Below are 16,285 nucleotides of genomic sequence, written 5' to 3'. Positions count from 1 at the left end.
AGCCCCCGCTGGTCGGCTCCTGCGGCTCGACCAGCGGGTGGTGGCGCGACCGACGATCAGTCGGTCACGGTGAACCTGGCGCGCAGGAGGTCCTCCTCACGCGAGGAGGGACCGACCTGGAGCTCGAACTCGCCGGGCTCGACCACGCGCGCGGCGCGGGCGTCGACGATGGTGAGGTCGGCGACGGGGAGGTCGATGCGTACCGTCTTCGTCTCGCCGGGGTCGAGATGCACCAGCTCGTACGCCTTGAGCTCCCGCTCCGCCCAGCTGACCGAGGTGACCAGGTCGGAGACGTAGGCCTGCACCACCTCGCGCGCCGGGCGGGTGCCGGTGTTGGTCAGGCGCACCGTCGCCGAGACGACCGCGCCCGTCTCGCCAGAGGAGACCTCGGCGGCCTCCAGCCGCAGGTCGGCGTACTCGATCGTGGTGTAGGAGAGCCCCTCGCCGAAGGCGTAGGCGGGCCGCTGGCTGAGGTCGGCGTAGCGGTCGCCGTGCTGGCCGCGGATCTGGTTGTAGTAGACCGGCAGCTGGCCGGCGTGGCGGGCGAAGGTGATCGGCAACCGCCCCGACGGCTCGATCCGGCCGAGGATCAGCTCGGCCAGTGCCTCGCCGCCGAGCTGGCCGGGGGAGGCCGACCAGATCAGCGCCGCGGCGGCGGAGACCGACGCGGGCAGGACCAGCGGCTTGGAGGCCATCAGCACGACGACCACCGGGGTGCCGGTCGCGACCAGTGCGTCGAGCAGAGCGATCTGCCCTCCGACCAGCTCCAGCGTGGCCGTCGACCGGCCCTCGCCGACGAGCTCGACCCGGTCGCCGACGACTGCGACGACCACGTCGGCGTCGCGAGCGGCCGAGACGGCCCGGGCGATCTGTGCGGGGTCCGGCGGGCGTGGCACGACCACCTGTGGCCGCGGCTGACCGTCGGGGAAGAGCGCCCCCTCGGGATCGGGGGCGACCTCGAGGATGTCGGCTCCCGCGGCGTAGGTGACCTGCCAGTCGTCCGGGACGAGCTCGCGCAGCCCGTCGAGGACGGTGACGATCGACTCGCGCGGCTGCCCGGGCGCCGGCAGCCAGCCCGCCTGCCCGGAGGCCCCGGCCCAGTCGCCGAGCTGGGTCGCGGCGTCGTCGGCCAGCGGTCCGACGACAGCGACCCGGCGAGAGGCGCCCCGCAGCGGCAGGACGCCGTCGTTGCGCAGCAGGACCAGCGACTCCCGGGCGATCTCGAGGTTGAGCTCACGATGCTCGCGGGCACCGATCACCACCGACTGTCGTTCGGGATCGGGCAGGCGCGGGTTCTCGAAGAGGCCCAGGGAGAACTTCCGCGACAGCACCCGTTCGACGGCGGGGTCCAGGTCGGCCTCGGTCAGCAGCCCCGTCGCGACCGCCTCGAGCGCCCCCTCGAAGAAGAGCGGCGTGGTCATCACGACGTCGTTGCCGGCCTTCACCGCGGCCGCCGCGGCGGTGGCGTACGTCGGCTGTACCTTCTGCTCCCAGACCATCCGGCCGACATTGTCCCAGTCGGTGACCAAGGTGCCGCGGTAGCCCCACTCGCCGCGCAGCACGTCGTCGAGCAGCCACGACGAGACGGTGATCGGGACGCCGTCGATCGACTGGTAGCCGAGCATGAAGGACCCGACCCCTTCGCGCGCGAGCCGCTCGAACGGAGGCAGGAACCAGGCCCGGAGCTTGCGCGGGGTCAGGTCCGCCTCGGACGCGTCCCGGCCGCCCTGCGTCTCGGAGTAGCCGACGAAGTGCTTGGCCGTGGCCAGCACCCCGGACGGGTCGGATGGGCCCGCGCCCTGATAGCCGTGCGCCATCGCCGAGGCGAGGTCGCCGATGAGCAGCATGTCCTCGCCGAAGGTCTCCCCGACGCGTCCCCAGCGCAGGTCACGCGCGATGCAGAGCACGGGGGAGAAGGTCCAGTGCACCCCGGTCGCGGAGATCTCGCGCGCCGAGGCGCGCCCGACCGCCTCGACCAGCGGCGCGTTCCACGAGGCCGCCATCGCCAGCTGCGTCGGGAAGACCGTCGCCCCCCACCAGAACGCGTGCCCGTGGATGCAGTCCTCGGCGACGATCAGCGGGATCCGCAGCCGGGTCCGCTCGTTCAGGACGTGTGCCTCGGCGATCCGCTCCGGCGAGGCGTGCAGGATCGAACCCACCCGTCGCCGCAGGATGTGGTCGGCCAGGTCGTCGCGGGCGTCGAGCTGCAGCATCTGCCCGACCTTCTCCTCGACGGACATCCGGCTGAGCAGGTCCTTGACCCGCTCCTCGACCGGCCTGGTCGCGTCCAGATACGGCTCGCTCACGTGGGGTTCTCCTCTGAGGTTCGGATCGGTGAGGTACGGACCTCGGTGATGCCCTGCGTGGCGGAGCCACGCCGTCTCGACCTGCGCTGTGCCCGGCTCCGCTCGCCGGCGGAGCGCAGCCGCGGGTTGACGTACTCGTCGATCCCGAAGTTGATCAGCGAGAGCGCGGTGCCGAGCAGCGCGATGCAGAGCCCGGCGGGGACGTACCACCACCAGTAGTCGGGGAAGGCGCCGTTCTGCTGCGCCCAGAAGAGCACCGTGCCCCAGTTGAGCGTCGTGATCGGGATGACCCCGACGAACGCGAGCGTCGTCAGGCCGAGGATCGCCGCGGTCAGCGTCCCGACGAAGGAGGAGGCCAGGATGGCGGAGAGGTTGGGGAGCATCTCGACCGCGATGATCCGCCACAGGTGCTCGCCGTTGGCCCGCGCCGCCTGGACGAAGTCGCGGTTGCGCAGCGAGAGCGTCTGCGCCCGCAGCACTCGGCCGCCCCAGGCCCATCCGGTGATCGCCAGCACTCCGGAGATCAGCCACAGCGAGGGATGGTCGTACTGCGAGGCCACGATGATGATCAGCGGCAGGCCCGGGATCACCAGGAACACGTTGGTCAGCGCCGAGAGCGTCTCGGAGCGCCAGCCGGTGAGGTAGCCGGCGCTCACGCCGACCACCACGGCCACGAGGGTGGCCAGCACGGCGGCCGTGAACCCGACCAGCAGCACGCCCGAGGTGCCGTAGACCAGCTGGCTGAAGACGTCCTCGCCCATGTGCGTCGTGCCCAGCCAGTGGGTGCCCGACGGCGGCTGGCGCAGCGCCAGATAGTCCTTCTCGGTGGGGTCGTAGGGGGCGATCTGGTGCCGGAACACCGCGACGACCACGAAGAACATCAGGATCGCCAGTCCCACCAGCGACTTGGTGTTGCCGAACATCGAGAACGCCGCGGCGACCTTGCCCGGCACCGTACGCGTCCGGGCGGGTGGTGCGGGAGCGACGGCCGTCTCGTCGACGGTGGTGAATGCCATCTCAGGCCTCCTGGTGGCGGGTGCGCGGGTCGAGGATCGCGTACGCGACGTCGGCGAGGATGTTGGCCACCAGCACGGTGAGCGTGATGACCAGGAAGATCCCCTGCATCAGCGGGTAGTCCTTGGCGTTGGTGGCGTCGAGCAGCAGCTTGCCGATGCCGGGGTAGGAGAAGACCAGCTCCATCACCAGGGTCCCGGTGACGATGAACCCGAGCGCCAGCGCGAAGGAGGAGAGCTGGGGGAGGACCGCGTTGCGGCCGGCGTACATCGCCAGGATGCGGCGCGGCGAGAGCCCCTTGGCCTGCGCGACGGTCACGTAGTCCTCGTCGAGGACGGTCACCATCATGTTGCGCATCCCCAGGATCCAGCCGCCGAGCGAGGAGATCACGATGGTCAGCGCAGGCAGGGTGCCGTGCCGGACGACCTCGCCGACGAACCCCGGGGTCGCCGTCGGGTAGGTGCCGGTGTCGTAGGCGTGCGAGGCCGGGAACCAGCCGAGCTGCGAGGAGAAGACCGCGATCACGATCAGTCCCATCCAGAAGTAGGGCACCGTGGAGAAGAACGTCGCCAGCGGCACGATCAGGTCGGCCCGGCTGCCCCGGCGCCAGCCGATGAGCGCGCCGGCCACGGTGCCGATCACGAACGAGATCACGGTGGCGAGCCCGACCAGGCCGATCGTCCACGGCAGCGCGCCGCCGATCACCTCGGTCACCGGTGCGAGCCCGCTGGAGAACGACTGCCCGAGGTCACCGCGCAGCAGCAGCCCCCAGTAGTCGAGGTACTGCTGGAGCACCGAACTGTTCTGCTCGAGCCCGAACAGCACCCGCAGCGACTCGACGCCTTCGGGGCTGATCTGTCCGGGGTTGCGCATCAGGTAGGCCGTCACGGGGTCGCCCTTCAGCATCCGCGGCAGCATGAAGTTGATCGTGATCGCCGCCCACGCGGTGAAGAGATAGAAGGCCGTACGCCGCAGCAGGAACCTCATGCCTCACCTCCCTCGTCGGTGGTCGAGCCTGTCGAGACCCCGGCGAAGTGCCGGTCCGGGTCGGGGGAGGCGTCGCGCAACGCCCGGGTGTAGTCGTGCTGCGGGTCGAGGATCACGTCGTCGGCGGGTCCCTGCTCGACGACGCGGCCGTGGTGGAGCACCATGATCCGGTCGCTGAAGTGGCGCGCGGTGGCCAGGTCGTGGGTGATGTAGAGCAGTCCCAGGTCCTCGGATCGTTGCAGGTCGGCCAGGAGGTTGAGCACGCCGAGCCGGATCGAGACGTCGAGCATCGAGACCGGCTCATCGGCGATCAGCAGCCGGGGCCGCGACGCCAGCGCGCGGGCGATCGCGACCCGTTGCCGCTGTCCGCCGGAGAGCTCGTGCGGGCGCCGGTCCAGGGTGGCGCCGGGGTCGAGCCGGACGCGCTCCAGCAGGCGGCGTACCTCCGCCTCCAGCCCGTCGGGAGTCGGCACCTTCGCCAGCCGCAGCGGCCGCTCGAGGTGGTAGCGGATCGGGTGGTAGGGATTCAGTGAGGCGAACGGGTCCTGGAAGACCATCCGCACCGTCTGCCGGTAGGCGCGCAGCGCGCCACCGCGGCGCGGCACGGGCGTCCCGTCGAGGAGCACCCGGCCGGTGCTCGCGGTCTCCAGACCGGTGATGATCTTGGCGATCGTCGACTTGCCGCTGCCGCTCTGGCCGACCAGCGCGACCGTCTGGCCCGACTCGAGGGTGAAGGAGACGTCGTCGAGCGCCTTCATCACCCCCGATCCCCGGACCTTGTACGTCCTGGTCACCTGCTCGAAGGCGAGGGTCGTCATGCGGAGACCTCTCCGGTCTGAAGGCCGGTGCGCAGGAACGCCCCACGGTCGCCGGTGAGCGACGGGAACGAGCCGAGCAGCCTGCGGGTGTAGTCGTGCTGGGGCGAGTGGTAGATGTTCGCCGCGGTGTCGATCTCCACGATCCGGCCTTCGCGCATCACCGCGATCCGGTCGGAGATCTCCAGCAGCAGCGGCAGGTCGTGGGTGATGAAGACGACCGAGAAGCCGAGCTGACGGCGCAGCTCGGAGATCTGCAGCAGGATCTCGCGCTGCACCAGGACGTCGAGCGCCGTGGTCGGCTCGTCCATGATCATCAGCTGCGGCTTGAGGGCGAGCGCCATCGCGATCATCACCCGCTGCCGCATGCCGCCGGAGAGCTCGTGCGGGTAGGAGCGGAGCCGGTCCCGGCCCACCGCCACCAGGTCGAGCAGGTCGGCGCACTCGGTGCGCCGCTGCGTACGAGACATCCGGGGGCGGTGGGTCGAGAAGACGTCCTCGAGCTGGGCGCCGACGGTGAGGACCGGGTTGAGGGCGTTCATGGCGCCCTGGAAGACCATCGAGGCCTTCTCCCACCGGAACGCCCGCAACTCGTCGGCGTCGAGCAGGTTGATGTCGATGTCGCGTCCGGACTGGTCGTGGAGCACCGCCGATCCGGACGTGATCACCGCCGGCGGCCGGAGCAGCCGCTGGATGCCGTACGCCAGGGTCGTCTTGCCGCAGCCCGACTCGCCCGCGAGCCCGAGGATCTCGCCCCGGTCCAGCGTGAACGAGACCTCGCGTACGGCCTCCACGGGTGGGTCGACGTCGTAGACGACGCTGAAGTCCGACACCGTCAGCAGCTGATCGGCCATGGGTCAGCCAGCCGCCTTCAGCGAGGTGAGGATGAGCACCGCGGAGGGCTGGGTCGGGTCCGGGTTGGCGTAGGGGTCGTCCGGGCCGGGCCAGCCGGTGTAGCCGCGGGTGTTGTACTCGCCGATGAACGGCCGCATCGCGATCGGCATCGCCGGCACGTCCTCGACGAAGGCCTGCTGGATCTTCTCGAGCGCGGCGGCGCGGGAGGCGTCGTCCTTCGAGGAGGCGTACGCCTCCAGGGCGGCGGTCGCGTCCTTGTTGTCGTAGCGGCCGAAGTTGTAGTCGGCGGCCTCGCCGACGGGCTTGAGCCAGCGGCCGTCCATGATGTCGGAGTAGAGGTCGTACGGCGTCGCGCCGGTGTCGGTCCAGTGCAGGATCGCGTCGAACTCGCCGGCCGCCTTGTCGGCGAACCAGGTGTCGGCGTCCGGCGTCTTCAAGGTGGTCTTGACGCCGATCTCCTTGGCGGAGTCACCGATCAGGCTGATCCCGGTGACGTAGTCGCTCCAGCCCTCCGGGTCGGTGAGGGTGAAGCTCACCGCGGCTCCGGAGGGGTCCTTCAGGGTGTCGCCGGAGTAGGTGTAGCCGGCGTCGGTGAGCACCTTCTTGGCGCCCTCCACGTCGACCGCGAGCTTCTGGTCCTTCAGGGTCTCGGCGATGTAGGCGTCGCCGGCGGGTGAGGGCAGGCCGGTGACCGACTCCAGGGCCTCGACGCCACCCTCGCGGGCGATCGTGGCGTGCTTCTCGCGGTCGATCACCATGTTGAGCGCCTTGCGGAAGGCGGGGTCGTCGAACGGCTTCTTCGTGGTGTTCACGAAGAGCGCGTCGATGCCCATCCCGGCGGCGGCCCAGTAGACGTTGTGCTCGGGGTCCTTGTCGACGTACAGCTTCTGTACGTTGGGCAGCGCCGCCTGTGCCCAGTCGGCCTCGCCGTTGGCGAGCGCCGTGGTCAGGGCCGAGTTGTCGTTGTAGGAGACGTAGTTGAGGCTCGGCGCGGCCGGCTTGCCGCCCCAGTAGTCCTCGCGGGCGGTCAGGGTGACGCCCTGGCTGGTGAACTTCTCCAGCGTGTAGGGGGCGGTGCCGACCGGCTCGAGGTTCTTCTCCGCGGCCGGGTCGGAGACCTTCGACCACACGTGCTCGGGGACGATCAGCTTGTGCAGGACCTTGTCCTGCTTGACGAACATCGAGGTGTTGAAGGTGATGGTGACGGTCTCGCCCTCGGCGGCGACGTCCTTGATGCCCAGCGCCGCGGTGTCGAGCTCGGGCTTGTCCTTCAGCAGGGTGAAAGTGAAGGCGATGTCCTCGGCGGAGAAGGCCTCGCCGTCGCTCCACTTCACGCCGTCGCGCGCGGTCAGCGCGACCGAGGTGTAGTCCTCGTTCCAGGTGATCTCCTGGGCCAGCCACGGCTTGACCTCATCGGTCGGGTTGACCAGGTTGACGATGCCGAGCGGCTCGTAGAGCGCGTTGACGTAACCAAGCTTGAGCGCGGAGTCGTCGGCGACCCAGGGGTTGTTGTTCTGCGGCGGGATGGCGCCGTCGGGCTTGGCGATGACCAGCGCCGAGCCGGCCTTCGATCCGCTCGGGCCGTCGTCGGCGCCGGAGCATGCGCTCAGCGCGAGGGTGGCTGCGAGTACGACCGCAGCCAGGGCCTTCGTCCTCATCTGTGTCTCCTGTGGGGTGCGGGGAGGGCGCGTGTCGCCGCCCGGCGGAGGCACGCTGCGCCAAGGTGACGGATGCACTTGGCGTGTGACGGCGATCACCTTACAGTGCTGTCAGTAAGTTTTTTCAAGAGCAGACGCAATAGAATCTGCTCCGATGTCGACGAAGGAGCTCCGATGACCTCGGTCCCACGACAGGTGCGCTCCCGGCCGGCGACCCTCGCCAAGCGCAACGCGATCCTCAAGGCCGCGACCAAGACGTTCGGCGACAAGGGTTTCAAGGCCGGTCCGCTCACCGAGATCGCCGAGCAGGTCAACATGACCCACGCCGGGATCCTGCACCACTTCGGCTCCAAGGAGCAGTTGCTCCTCGAGGTGCTCACCCACCGCGACCAGACCGACGTCGCTCACCTCGAGGGCCGGCGCCCGCCGGTCGGTGAGGGGATGTTCCGCCACCTCGTCCACACCGCGTTCCTCAACGCCGAGCGCGCACCCATCGTGCAGGCCTACGTCGTGCTCTCCGCCGAGGCCGTCACCCAGGACCACCCGGCCCGGTCCTACTTCGAGGAGCGCTACGCCACGCTGCGGGCCGAGCTGACCGAGTCGTTCGAGGTCATGTGTGCCGAGCGTGGTGTCACCGACCCGGACAAGGTGGCGCGCGGCTCCGCCTCCATCCTGGCCGTCATGGACGGCCTCCAGGTCCAGTGGCTCCTCGCGCCCGACCAGGTGGCCCTGGCGGAGACCACCAGGTTCGCCATCGAGGCCATCGTCTCCTCGGTCGTCGGCGAGCCGGTCTCGCTGGCCACCGACGACTGACCAGCCCTCGCCGAGGCATCACCGCCTCGGCGGGGCCTGGTCAGTCGGCGACGTCGACGTGGACGTGGTCGCGGTGCTCGAGGATCGCCTGGTCGCCGCCGCGGGGCGGGACGTCGTAGTCGCGCCAGCCGGCGGCGGAGCGGCGCTTGGTCCAGATACGGTCGTCGAAGATGACCGTCTCGATGTCGAGGCGGTCGGCGTTGGCGACCAGGTACTGGGCCAGCGACCAGCCCTTGATGTTGGTGCGCGCGTTGATCGGCCGGAAGAAGTAGTCGACCGCGCGGCCCTCGTAGTGGGCAGAGCCGACCATGTGCCCGGTGGTCACCCCGCCGGGCTGGAAGCCGCCGTCCGGGATGCTCCCGTAGGCAGCGCGTACGTCCTCGCGCACCGTCTCGGCCCGCGAGGTGAGCCCGGCGGCGCTGAGCGTGTCCGGTGCCTCAGCGGCACCGCCCTTGACGACGCAGGAGAAGGCCTCGGGGGTGTTGCCGGTCAGCGCCGACGCCAGCGCCCGCGCCTCGGGCTCGGCGTCGCGGTAGCCGTCGCGTGGACCGCCGCCGATCTGCTGGGCGACGCCGGGGACGGACTGCTGGCGGTAGTCGGCGACGCCGTTGAGCCGGTCGTAGAGACCGGTGGCCTCCGAGGCCGGCCGGCCGAGGTCGTGGTCGGCGAGCTCGACCGTGAGCACGACCGAGGCCGCGCGGGCGGGCAGCTCGCGGCGTACGGCCTGGGCGGCGATCGCCGAGGCGCGCTCGGCCTGCTCGGTGGCGAGGTCGTAGGTCTTCCCGTCGGCGGTGACCGTGCACGCCTCGCGGGAGAGGACCGGGATACCGCTGACCCCGACGCCCAGCATCCGCAGCCCGGCGAAGAGCAGGGCGACGACGATCACGATGCCGAGGACGATGAGGTGCTTGCGTACCGGGCGGAGCTGCTTCCTGGCCTCGCGCGCCGACTTCCGCAGCGCCTCGCGCGCCGGCTCGGGCAGCCTCGGCGTCGCCGGCCGTCCGTTCGTGGGCGGCGGTGCGCCAGGGGGCGGACTGGTCGGCGGGCCCGCTGGGGTCCCCGGCTTAGCGCTCACGGCACCAATCTTCACGTATCGAGCAAATCGGGCCCGACGGGGTCGGGCTGGAATCAGGCCAGGGTGACGAGGATGCGGTCGGCGGTGACCTCGGGGGTCTCGGCCCACTCCTCGTCCTTGCCGGCGGACCAGGTGCGGCCGTCGTAGGCGATGGAGGCGGCGCCGAACTCGCTGGCCCGGGCGAGTACGTAGTGGGCGACGGCCCAGCCGTTGCGCTGGCCGGTCTCGCCGGAGTCGACGGGGATCACCACGGTGGTGCCCTCGACCCGGGCGCGGCCGACCATCTGACCGAGCAGCTGGTTGATCTCCGACTTGGTCGCCTGGGGCTTGCCGGAGCCGGACTCGGGCTCGTCGATCCGGCAGGTCAGCGCGGCGGGGGAGTAGCCGCTGATCGCGGAGGCGATCGCGCGGCCCTCGCCCTCGTGGTCGGCGTACGCCTCGGGGTAGGCCGAGCGCTGCACCTCCTGCGCCGCCTCGGTGACCACCATGTCCTCGTAGCCGTCGATCTTCACCAGCGCGTCGTAGAACTTGTTGGTGGCGTAGACGGGGTCCTGGACCTGCTCCTCGGTGCCCCAGCCCATCGACGGGCGCTGCTGGAAGAGGCCGAGCGAGTCCCGGTCGCCGTGGCTGATGTTGTAGAGCTTCGACTCCTGGATCGCGGTCGCGATTGCGATGGTGGCCGCCCGCGCGGGCAGGCCGCGCTTGAGACCGAGCGCCGTGATCACGGCGGCGTTGCCCATCTGCTCGGGGTCGAAGCGCGCCTCGTACTCGCCCGCGACCGCCGTGCACTGCTGCAGGTCGGGCAGGATCGAGTCCAGCTTGTCCGTGGCGGCCTGGACGACCCAGTAGATGCCGCCGGCGACCACGCTGAGCACCACCAGGGCGGTGAGAAGCTTCTTCAACTCAGCACTCTGCTCTTCGGTGAGAGTCAGTTGGCGTGGAGGGCGGCGTTGAGCTCGATGCCCTCGCCCTTCCACGGAACGGCCTCGATGGCGCCGCTGACGGAGTTTCGGCGGAACAGGATGTTGGAGGCGCCGGAGAGCTCGCCTGCCTTCGTCACGGTGCCGTCGGGCAGCGTCACCTTGGTCCCGTACGTCACGTAGCACCCGGCCTCGACGACCGCATCGTCACCCAGGGAGATGCCGATACCGGAGTTGGCACCGAGCAGGCACCGCTGGCCGATGGAGATGACGGCCTTGCCGCCACCGGAGAGGGTGCCCATGATCGAGGCGCCGCCGCCGACGTCGGAGCCGTCACCGACGACCACACCGCCAGAGATCCGGCCCTCGACCATCGAGGCGCCGAGGGTGCCGGCGTTGAAGTTGACGAAGCCCTCGTGCATCACGGTGGTGCCGGCGGCCAGGTGGGCGCCGAGGCGGACACGGTCGGCGTCGCCGATGCGGATCCCCGAGGGCACGACGTAGTCGACCATCCGCGGGAACTTGTCCACGCCGTAGACGGTCACGTGCTGACCCGCGGCGCGCAGCCGGGCGCGGGTGAGCTCGAAGCCCTCGACGGCGCACGGGCCGGCGCTGGTCCACACCACGTTGGTGAGCAGGCCGAAGATGCCGTCGAGGTTCTGTCCGTGCGGCCGCACGAGGCGGTGGGAGAGAAGGTGGAGGCGCAGCCAGACGTCCTCGGTGGTCTCGGGCGCGGTCTCGAGATCCTTGACCTCGACGAGGGTGACGCGCTGGGTGACCTGACGCACCTCGTCGGCGCCCTCGAGCGCGGTCAGCTCGGCCGGCGCGGTCGCGTCGGCGGGCTTCTCGCCCAGGTGCGGCGCGGGGAACCACACGTCGAGCACAGAGTTGTCGGCGGCGTACGTCACGAGGCCGAAGCCCCAGGCTGCATTCGTCACGGGGCGCAGTCTAGTGGCCGAGCCTGAGCGGTCCCTTATCGACGGTCTCGACGTGCGAACATTGCCGGGTGAGCAAGAAGAGCGCGCCGCCGATGCCCCAGCTTCTCCAGGCCGAGGACGGCACCTGGACCCTGGAGATCCCCGGCGTGGCGACCAGCAAGGGTCACCCGGCGCCGGAGTGGGCGATGGCCAAGGGCGTCGAGGTCGTCCGCCGCGCCGCCGCCGACATCGTCCGGAGCTGGATCAACGGCAAGCCGGTGAGCGACGCCGAGAAGCAGGTGGTCCTGCTCGTCACCCGAGGTGACTCGCAGGTCTACGCCTGGCTCGACGCCGCTTTCGCCGAGGACAACCCCCGCTAGCAGCAGCGCGCCTGCGGGTTGTGCTCCTTCTCGTCGGCTCGGTGACGCTCGAACGCGCGCCGGCTCATCGGCTCGACGCCCTCGCGCTCGCACCGAGCGACATACTCGTCCCACTTCGCCTCCCCGGTCGCCTGGCGGAGCAGCCGCCAGGCGCCGGAGACACGCTCGGCGAGCAGACTCATGAGACCGGCGTCTTCCGGGATGCCTCCCACTCGCGTACGGCTTCCTTCTCCTCCTTGGTGGCGAAGAAGTCGGAGGGCGCGACGATCTTCGACTCGACCTTCGGCACCTCGGTGGTCGGCAGCCCGCCGGCGCGGATCGCCTTGACCACGGTCACCGCGGCACCGGCGACGATCACGATCACCAGCAGCGCGAACGCTGCCTGCAGGATGCCGCTCTGGGTCGAGTTGTAGATGATCTGGTCGACGTCCGCAGGGGTCTTCGCGACCCCGTAGAGCTCACCGGCGTCGCGGGCCTCGCGTGCGGCGGAGGCCTGAGCGAAGTAGCCGATCGTGGGGTTGTCGCTGAACACCTTCTGCCAGCTCGCCGTCATGGTGACGATGAGGTCCCAGACCAGCGGGATGCCGGGCACCCAGGCGTACTTGGCCAGACCGTGCTTGAACATCAGCACCGTGGCGAGGGTCAGGGCGATCGCGGCGAGCAGCTGGTTGGCGATGCCGAAGAGCGGGAACAGCTGGTTGATCCCGCCCAGTGGGTCACCGACGCCGATCCAGAGCATGTAGCCCCAGGCGAGTACGACCAGCGCGGAGGCCGACCAGGCCGCCGGCCGCCAGGAGGTGTCGGCGTAGCGCTTCCAGACGTTGCCGATCGTGTCCTGGAGCATGAACCGGCCCACGCGGGTGCCGGCGTCGACGGCGGTCAGGATGAAGAGCGCCTCGAACATGATCGCGAAGTGGTACCAGAAGGCGGCCAGGCCGCCACCGAACGCCTCGGTGAAGATCAGCGACATCCCGAACGCCAGGGTCGGAGCGCCACCGGTGCGGGAGATGATCGTCTCCTCCACGCTGGCCGCGGCGGCCTCGAGGTCGGCCGGGGTGATCGAGAAGCCGAGCCCGTTGACGAAGGCGGCCGCGGTCTCCGGGGTGCCGCCGGTCGCGCCGGCGGCGGCGTTCATCGAGAAGTAGATGCCCTGGTCGATGACCGAGGCCGCGATCAGGGCCGAGATCGCCACGAACGACTCCATCAGCATGCCGCCGTAGCCGATCATCCGGACCTGGCTCTCCTTGGCGACCATCTTCGGCGTGGTGCCGGAGGCGATGAGCGCGTGGAAGCCGGAGAGGGCGCCGCAGGCGATGGTGATGAAGACGAACGGGAACAGCTTGCCGGCGAAGACCGGACCTTCACCGGTGGTGGCGAAGTCGGTGACGGCCTCGTTCTGCAGCATCGGGGCCGCGAGGACCAGGCCGACGGCCAGCAGCACGATGACGCCCACCTTCATGAAGGTGGAGAGGTAGTCACGCGGGGTGAGCAGCATCCACACCGGGAGGATCGAGGCGATGAAGCCGTAGACGACCAGGCAGATCACCAGGGTCTCGTGGGAGAGGGTGAGGGCGTTGGCCAGGCCCATCTCCTCGACGTAGCCACCACCGATGATGGCCAGCAGCAGCAGCGCGACGCCGATGACGGTCACCTCGCTGACGCGGCCGGGGCGCAGGTAGCGCAGGTAGAAGCCCATGAAGAGCGCGATCGGGATGGTGAGGCCGATCGAGAAGACACCCCACGGCGACTCCGCGAGCGCATTGACGACGACCAGCGCGAGCACCGCCAGGATGATGATCATGATCGCGAAGACGGCGATCAGCGCGGCTACGCCGGCGACGGTGCCGATCTCCTCACGCACCATCTGACCCAGGCTCTTGCCGTCGCGGCGCATCGAGAAGAACATCACGACCATGTCCTGCACGGCACCGGCGAAGATGACGCCGACGATGATCCAGATCGTGCCCGGCAGGTAACCCATCTGCGCGGCCAGCACCGGGCCGACCAGCGGGCCGGCGCCGGCGATCGCGGCGAAGTGGTGACCGAAGAGCACTCGCCGGTCGGTGACGTCGAAGTCCTGCCCGTTCTCCAGCCGCTCGGCCGGAGTGGCCCGGGTGTCGTCGACCTTCAGCACCTTGTCGGCGATGAACTTCGAGTAGAACCGGTAGGCGATCGCGTACGAGGCCAGCGCGGCGAACAGGATCCACAGCGCCGAGACCTCCTCGCCTCGGGACAGGGCGAGCACGGCCCAGCAGACGGCGCCGACGACAGCGACGGCGGTCCAGATGACGATGGACTTCAGGTTGGGTCCGGACCGTGGGCCCGAGCCGGTGGGGTTGGCGGTCGACGTCGACATGGTCTCCCTCTGATTCAGCGCGGTACGGTCGTTGTGACCGCTGTCTCAGCCTAGTCTCAGGAAACCGTCGTTTCGACGGCCGGTCGGGCTACTGCCCGGTACGCCCGTCGATGACCTCGCGCAGCAGGTCTGCGTGGCCTGCGTGGCGGGCGTACTCCTCGATCATGTGGACCAGGATGTCTCGGATGCTGGTCTGCTCGTTGCCGGTGTCACGCAGCTCGCCGAGCACGCTGTCGTCGATCGAGTCGAGCCACTCGTCGGCGAGGGTGACCTGCTCGTGCCAGCTCGCGAACGCCTCCTCGACCGACTCCTGGGTGGGCTCGACCTTGTGGAAGCCGCCGGTGGGATCGTCAGCGTCGAGGCGGGGGATGTCGAGGTTCTCCTTCAGCACCCGCTCGAACCAGCCGTGCTCGACCCGCGCCATGTGCCGGATCAGCCCGATCAGGCTGAGGTCGCTCGGCGGCACGCTCTGCTTGGCCAGGTCCTCCGGTCCGAGGTCCTGGCACTTGAGCTCGAGGGTGAGCCGGTAGTGGCGCAGGTAGTCGCGATAGGTCGCCAGCTCACCGACGGGCTGCTCCTTGTGGAGACGTGGATCCTCGCCCTCGGGAAGCCAGATTCCGCCGAAGCCCACCTGCCGCTGATCGCTGCTCATGGGTTCACCCTCCCGGAACGAGCGCCTTTCGGCCAGCGATTTCAGCCGGTGAAGCTGGGCGGCCGCTTCTCCAGGAACGCGTTGATGCCCTCGCGGCCCGAGGCCGAGCCGCCGAGCGCGGAGATCGACTGCGCCTCGCGGCGCAGCGCCGACTCGGGGTGGGGGTCGGCGACGTCGCGGATCAGGCGCTTGGTGCTTGCCAGCGCCTCCGGGGAGCCGGCGAGGAGGGTCGCGACGACCTCGTCGATCGCGGCGGGGAGGTCATCGGCCGGTACGACGCGGGCGACGAGCCCGGCCTCGAGCGCCTCGGTCGCGGAGAGCAGGTCGCCCAGCAGGGTCAGTCGGAGCACTCGATGCAGGCCCAGGGTGTGCACGAGCAGCGAGCCGCCGCCGTCGACCGACAGCCCGACCTTGGCGTAGGCGAGGCTGAACTTCGCCCGGTCGGCGGCGATCACGATGTCGGCCCGCCGCGGCCAGGGGGAAGCCGACCCCGGCGGCCGTGCCCTGGACGGCGCTGACCACGATCGCGTCGCAGCGTACGAGCTCGGTGATGATCCGGTTGGCGCCCTCGGCGAGCTCGAGGATGTACGGCCTCAGATCCTCGACCGCCGCGAACCCCGCCAGATCGCCGCCGACCGAGAAGTACTTCCCCTCGGCGGCGAGCACGATCACCCGCGCCGAGTCCGCCTTCGCCCGCAGGATCGCCGCCAGCATCTCCTCGCCCGCCTCGGGCTTGAAGACGTTTCCCCGGCCCGGGTTGGTCATCGTGATGCGCGCGCAACCGTCGGCGTACTCGTAGCGAATCAGGCTCATGCGCGCATCCTGCCAGGTGCGCGGCTATGGTCGCGGCGTGATCACGGTACGACGGGTGGAGGTCGGGGAGACGTACGCGTTGCGGGCGAAGGTGTTGCGCAACGGCGGGCCGCCGGAGGCGGCGAGGTTGCCGGGTGACGACGGTCCCGAGGTCGCGACGTACGCGGCGCTGGATGTGGACGGGAGCCTGATCGGGTGCGTCGGGCTCTTCCCGGAAGCATGTCCTGACCTGGCCGAACACCCCGGGAAGGGGTGGCGGATCCGGGGGATGGCGACGGCGGACGGATGGCGCGGGAAGGGTGTCGGGGCCGAGGTGCTGCAGGCGGCGCTGGACCACGTCGCGGCCAGAGGCGGTGGGCTGGTCTGGTGCAACGCGCGTACGCCGGCGGCAGCCTTCTACGCGAGGGCCGGGTTCGTCGAGATCGGTGAGCCGTGGGACGACCCCGAGATCGGTCCGCACGTGCGGATGTGGCGCGCGGTGTAATCGGGTTCGCGTGGCGGGCGCCGAGCGGCGTACTCTCTTCCTTACAGGCGTTCGAGCCGTCATCAGCGGCGAGCCCCGGGAAGAAAGCCTCCAGCTGGATCGAAGGCGAGTAGAACCCGGCGGGAGTGGCCCGTCACAGCCGTAACGAAGTGGTCCGGCAGGACAAGCAGGGTGGTACCGCGGTCGAAAGATCGTCCCTGTGGTGAAGACAACCCACTACCACCCAGCAGGAGATGCGTC

At 70.0% G+C, this 16,285-nt stretch carries 16 protein-coding genes and 1 pseudogene; 3 read left to right on the top strand and 14 right to left on the bottom strand.

Going from position 1 to position 16,285, the window contains the following annotated elements:
- Nucleotides 1–56 precede the first annotated feature (56 nt).
- The 6 genes from ACZ6WN_RS20555 to ACZ6WN_RS20530 are packed head-to-tail and all read right to left on the bottom strand — an operon-like array spanning nt 57 to nt 7,635.
- The gene (locus ACZ6WN_RS20555) at nt 57–2,306 is read right to left on the bottom strand and encodes a glycoside hydrolase family 3 N-terminal domain-containing protein (RefSeq protein ID WP_465867163.1); all 2,250 of its coding nucleotides are present in this window, start codon (nt 2,304–2,306) and stop codon (nt 57–59) included.
- Nucleotides 2,303–3,322, bottom strand: a complete 1,020-nt coding sequence (locus ACZ6WN_RS20550) for an ABC transporter permease (protein WP_465867161.1) — start codon at nt 3,320–3,322, stop codon at nt 2,303–2,305. Before ACZ6WN_RS20550 ends, ACZ6WN_RS20555 begins: the two co-directional genes overlap by 4 nt.
- A 1-nt stretch (nt 3,323) precedes the next feature.
- Nucleotides 3,324–4,307, bottom strand: a complete 984-nt coding sequence (locus tag ACZ6WN_RS20545) for an ABC transporter permease (protein ID WP_465867159.1) — start codon at nt 4,305–4,307, stop codon at nt 3,324–3,326.
- Nucleotides 4,304–5,125 (bottom strand): ABC transporter ATP-binding protein, encoded by an 822-nt coding sequence (locus ACZ6WN_RS20540; protein WP_465867158.1) that lies wholly within the window; start codon nt 5,123–5,125, stop codon nt 4,304–4,306. The genes ACZ6WN_RS20545 and ACZ6WN_RS20540 overlap by 4 nt, the downstream gene beginning before the upstream one ends.
- Complete coding sequence (locus ACZ6WN_RS20535; protein WP_465867157.1) at nt 5,122–5,976, bottom strand: ABC transporter ATP-binding protein; 855 nt, start codon at nt 5,974–5,976, stop codon at nt 5,122–5,124. The genes ACZ6WN_RS20540 and ACZ6WN_RS20535 overlap by 4 nt, the downstream gene beginning before the upstream one ends.
- A 3-nt stretch (nt 5,977–5,979) precedes the next feature.
- The gene (locus ACZ6WN_RS20530; RefSeq protein ID WP_465867155.1) at nt 5,980–7,635 is read right to left on the bottom strand and encodes an ABC transporter substrate-binding protein; all 1,656 of its coding nucleotides are present in this window, start codon (nt 7,633–7,635) and stop codon (nt 5,980–5,982) included.
- Nucleotides 7,636–7,809: 174 nt separating this feature from the next.
- Between ACZ6WN_RS20530 and ACZ6WN_RS20525 the strand changes: the two genes are divergently transcribed.
- On the top strand, nt 7,810–8,448 hold the full coding sequence (locus ACZ6WN_RS20525) for a TetR/AcrR family transcriptional regulator (protein WP_465867154.1): 639 nt from the start codon (nt 7,810–7,812) through the stop codon (nt 8,446–8,448).
- Nucleotides 8,449–8,488: 40 nt separating this feature from the next.
- On the opposite strand, the gene ACZ6WN_RS20520 is transcribed toward ACZ6WN_RS20525, so the two are convergent.
- The 3 genes from ACZ6WN_RS20520 to dapD are packed head-to-tail and all read right to left on the bottom strand — an operon-like array spanning nt 8,489 to nt 11,381.
- Nucleotides 8,489–9,523, bottom strand: a complete 1,035-nt coding sequence (locus ACZ6WN_RS20520; protein WP_465867152.1) for a VldE C-terminal domain-containing protein — start codon at nt 9,521–9,523, stop codon at nt 8,489–8,491.
- A 53-nt stretch (nt 9,524–9,576) separates the two neighbouring features.
- On the bottom strand, nt 9,577–10,425 hold the full coding sequence (locus ACZ6WN_RS20515; RefSeq protein ID WP_465867151.1) for a hypothetical protein: 849 nt from the start codon (nt 10,423–10,425) through the stop codon (nt 9,577–9,579).
- A gap of 26 nt (nt 10,426–10,451) precedes the next feature.
- The gene (gene dapD, locus ACZ6WN_RS20510) at nt 10,452–11,381 is read right to left on the bottom strand and encodes a 2,3,4,5-tetrahydropyridine-2,6-dicarboxylate N-succinyltransferase (protein WP_465867149.1); all 930 of its coding nucleotides are present in this window, start codon (nt 11,379–11,381) and stop codon (nt 10,452–10,454) included.
- A gap of 68 nt (nt 11,382–11,449) precedes the next feature.
- On the opposite strand from dapD, the gene ACZ6WN_RS20505 reads away from it, so the two are divergent.
- On the top strand, nt 11,450–11,740 hold the full coding sequence (locus ACZ6WN_RS20505; protein WP_465867148.1) for a hypothetical protein: 291 nt from the start codon (nt 11,450–11,452) through the stop codon (nt 11,738–11,740).
- Here the strand turns inward: ACZ6WN_RS20505 and ACZ6WN_RS20500 are convergent.
- The 5 genes and pseudogenes from ACZ6WN_RS20500 to ACZ6WN_RS20480 form a co-directional block, all read right to left on the bottom strand.
- Nucleotides 11,737–11,922 carry a YbdD/YjiX family protein gene (locus tag ACZ6WN_RS20500; protein ID WP_357341151.1) on the bottom strand — a complete coding sequence of 62 codons (186 nt, stop codon included), beginning with the start codon at nt 11,920–11,922 and terminating at the stop codon, nt 11,737–11,739. The two genes, ACZ6WN_RS20505 and ACZ6WN_RS20500, sit on opposite strands and share 4 nt — an antisense overlap.
- Nucleotides 11,919–14,096 carry a carbon starvation CstA family protein gene (locus ACZ6WN_RS20495; RefSeq protein ID WP_465867147.1) on the bottom strand — a complete coding sequence of 726 codons (2,178 nt, stop codon included), beginning with the start codon at nt 14,094–14,096 and terminating at the stop codon, nt 11,919–11,921. Before ACZ6WN_RS20495 ends, ACZ6WN_RS20500 begins: the two co-directional genes overlap by 4 nt.
- Nucleotides 14,097–14,184: 88 nt before the next feature.
- Nucleotides 14,185–14,748: a DinB family protein gene (locus ACZ6WN_RS20490; RefSeq protein ID WP_465867146.1), complete on the bottom strand. Its 564-nt coding sequence runs from the start codon at nt 14,746–14,748 to the stop codon at nt 14,185–14,187.
- A 41-nt stretch (nt 14,749–14,789) separates the two neighbouring features.
- Nucleotides 14,790–15,203 carry an enoyl-CoA hydratase/isomerase family protein gene (locus tag ACZ6WN_RS20485; protein ID WP_465867144.1) on the bottom strand — a complete coding sequence of 138 codons (414 nt, stop codon included), beginning with the start codon at nt 15,201–15,203 and terminating at the stop codon, nt 14,790–14,792.
- 73 nt (nt 15,204–15,276) lie between these two features.
- Nucleotides 15,277–15,513 (bottom strand): annotated as a pseudogene (locus tag ACZ6WN_RS20480) (enoyl-CoA hydratase-related protein); the annotation flags it as partial.
- 85 nt (nt 15,514–15,598) lie between these two features.
- Here ACZ6WN_RS20480 and ACZ6WN_RS20475 point away from each other — a divergent pair.
- Nucleotides 15,599–16,045, top strand: coding sequence for a GNAT family N-acetyltransferase (locus ACZ6WN_RS20475; RefSeq protein ID WP_465867142.1), 447 nt, complete (start codon nt 15,599–15,601; stop codon nt 16,043–16,045).
- Nucleotides 16,046–16,285 lie beyond the last annotated feature (240 nt).

It is taken from the genome of Nocardioides sp. NPDC054178 (assembly GCF_055585005.1).
The sequence above is the reverse complement of the archived record's forward strand: the minus strand, read 5'-3'. Positions and strand labels throughout refer to the sequence as shown.

Excerpts from the sequence above, each read along its gene's own strand:
- ACZ6WN_RS20495 (WP_465867147.1), bottom strand. The coding sequence starts at position 14,096 with ATGTCGACGTCGACCGCCAACCCCACCGGCTCGGGCCCACGGTCCGGA.
- ACZ6WN_RS20545 (WP_465867159.1), bottom strand. The coding sequence starts at position 4,307 with ATGAGGTTCCTGCTGCGGCGTACGGCCTTCTATCTCTTCACCGCGTGG.
- ACZ6WN_RS20500 (WP_357341151.1), bottom strand. The coding sequence starts at position 11,922 with ATGAGTCTGCTCGCCGAGCGTGTCTCCGGCGCCTGGCGGCTGCTCCGC.
- ACZ6WN_RS20530 (WP_465867155.1), bottom strand. The coding sequence starts at position 7,635 with ATGAGGACGAAGGCCCTGGCTGCGGTCGTACTCGCAGCCACCCTCGCG.
- ACZ6WN_RS20525 (WP_465867154.1), top strand. The coding sequence starts at position 7,810 with ATGACCTCGGTCCCACGACAGGTGCGCTCCCGGCCGGCGACCCTCGCC.
- ACZ6WN_RS20490 (WP_465867146.1), bottom strand. The coding sequence starts at position 14,748 with ATGAGCAGCGATCAGCGGCAGGTGGGCTTCGGCGGAATCTGGCTTCCC.
- ACZ6WN_RS20535 (WP_465867157.1), bottom strand. The coding sequence starts at position 5,976 with ATGGCCGATCAGCTGCTGACGGTGTCGGACTTCAGCGTCGTCTACGAC.
- ACZ6WN_RS20540 (WP_465867158.1), bottom strand. The coding sequence starts at position 5,125 with ATGACGACCCTCGCCTTCGAGCAGGTGACCAGGACGTACAAGGTCCGG.
- ACZ6WN_RS20550 (WP_465867161.1), bottom strand. The coding sequence starts at position 3,322 with ATGGCATTCACCACCGTCGACGAGACGGCCGTCGCTCCCGCACCACCC.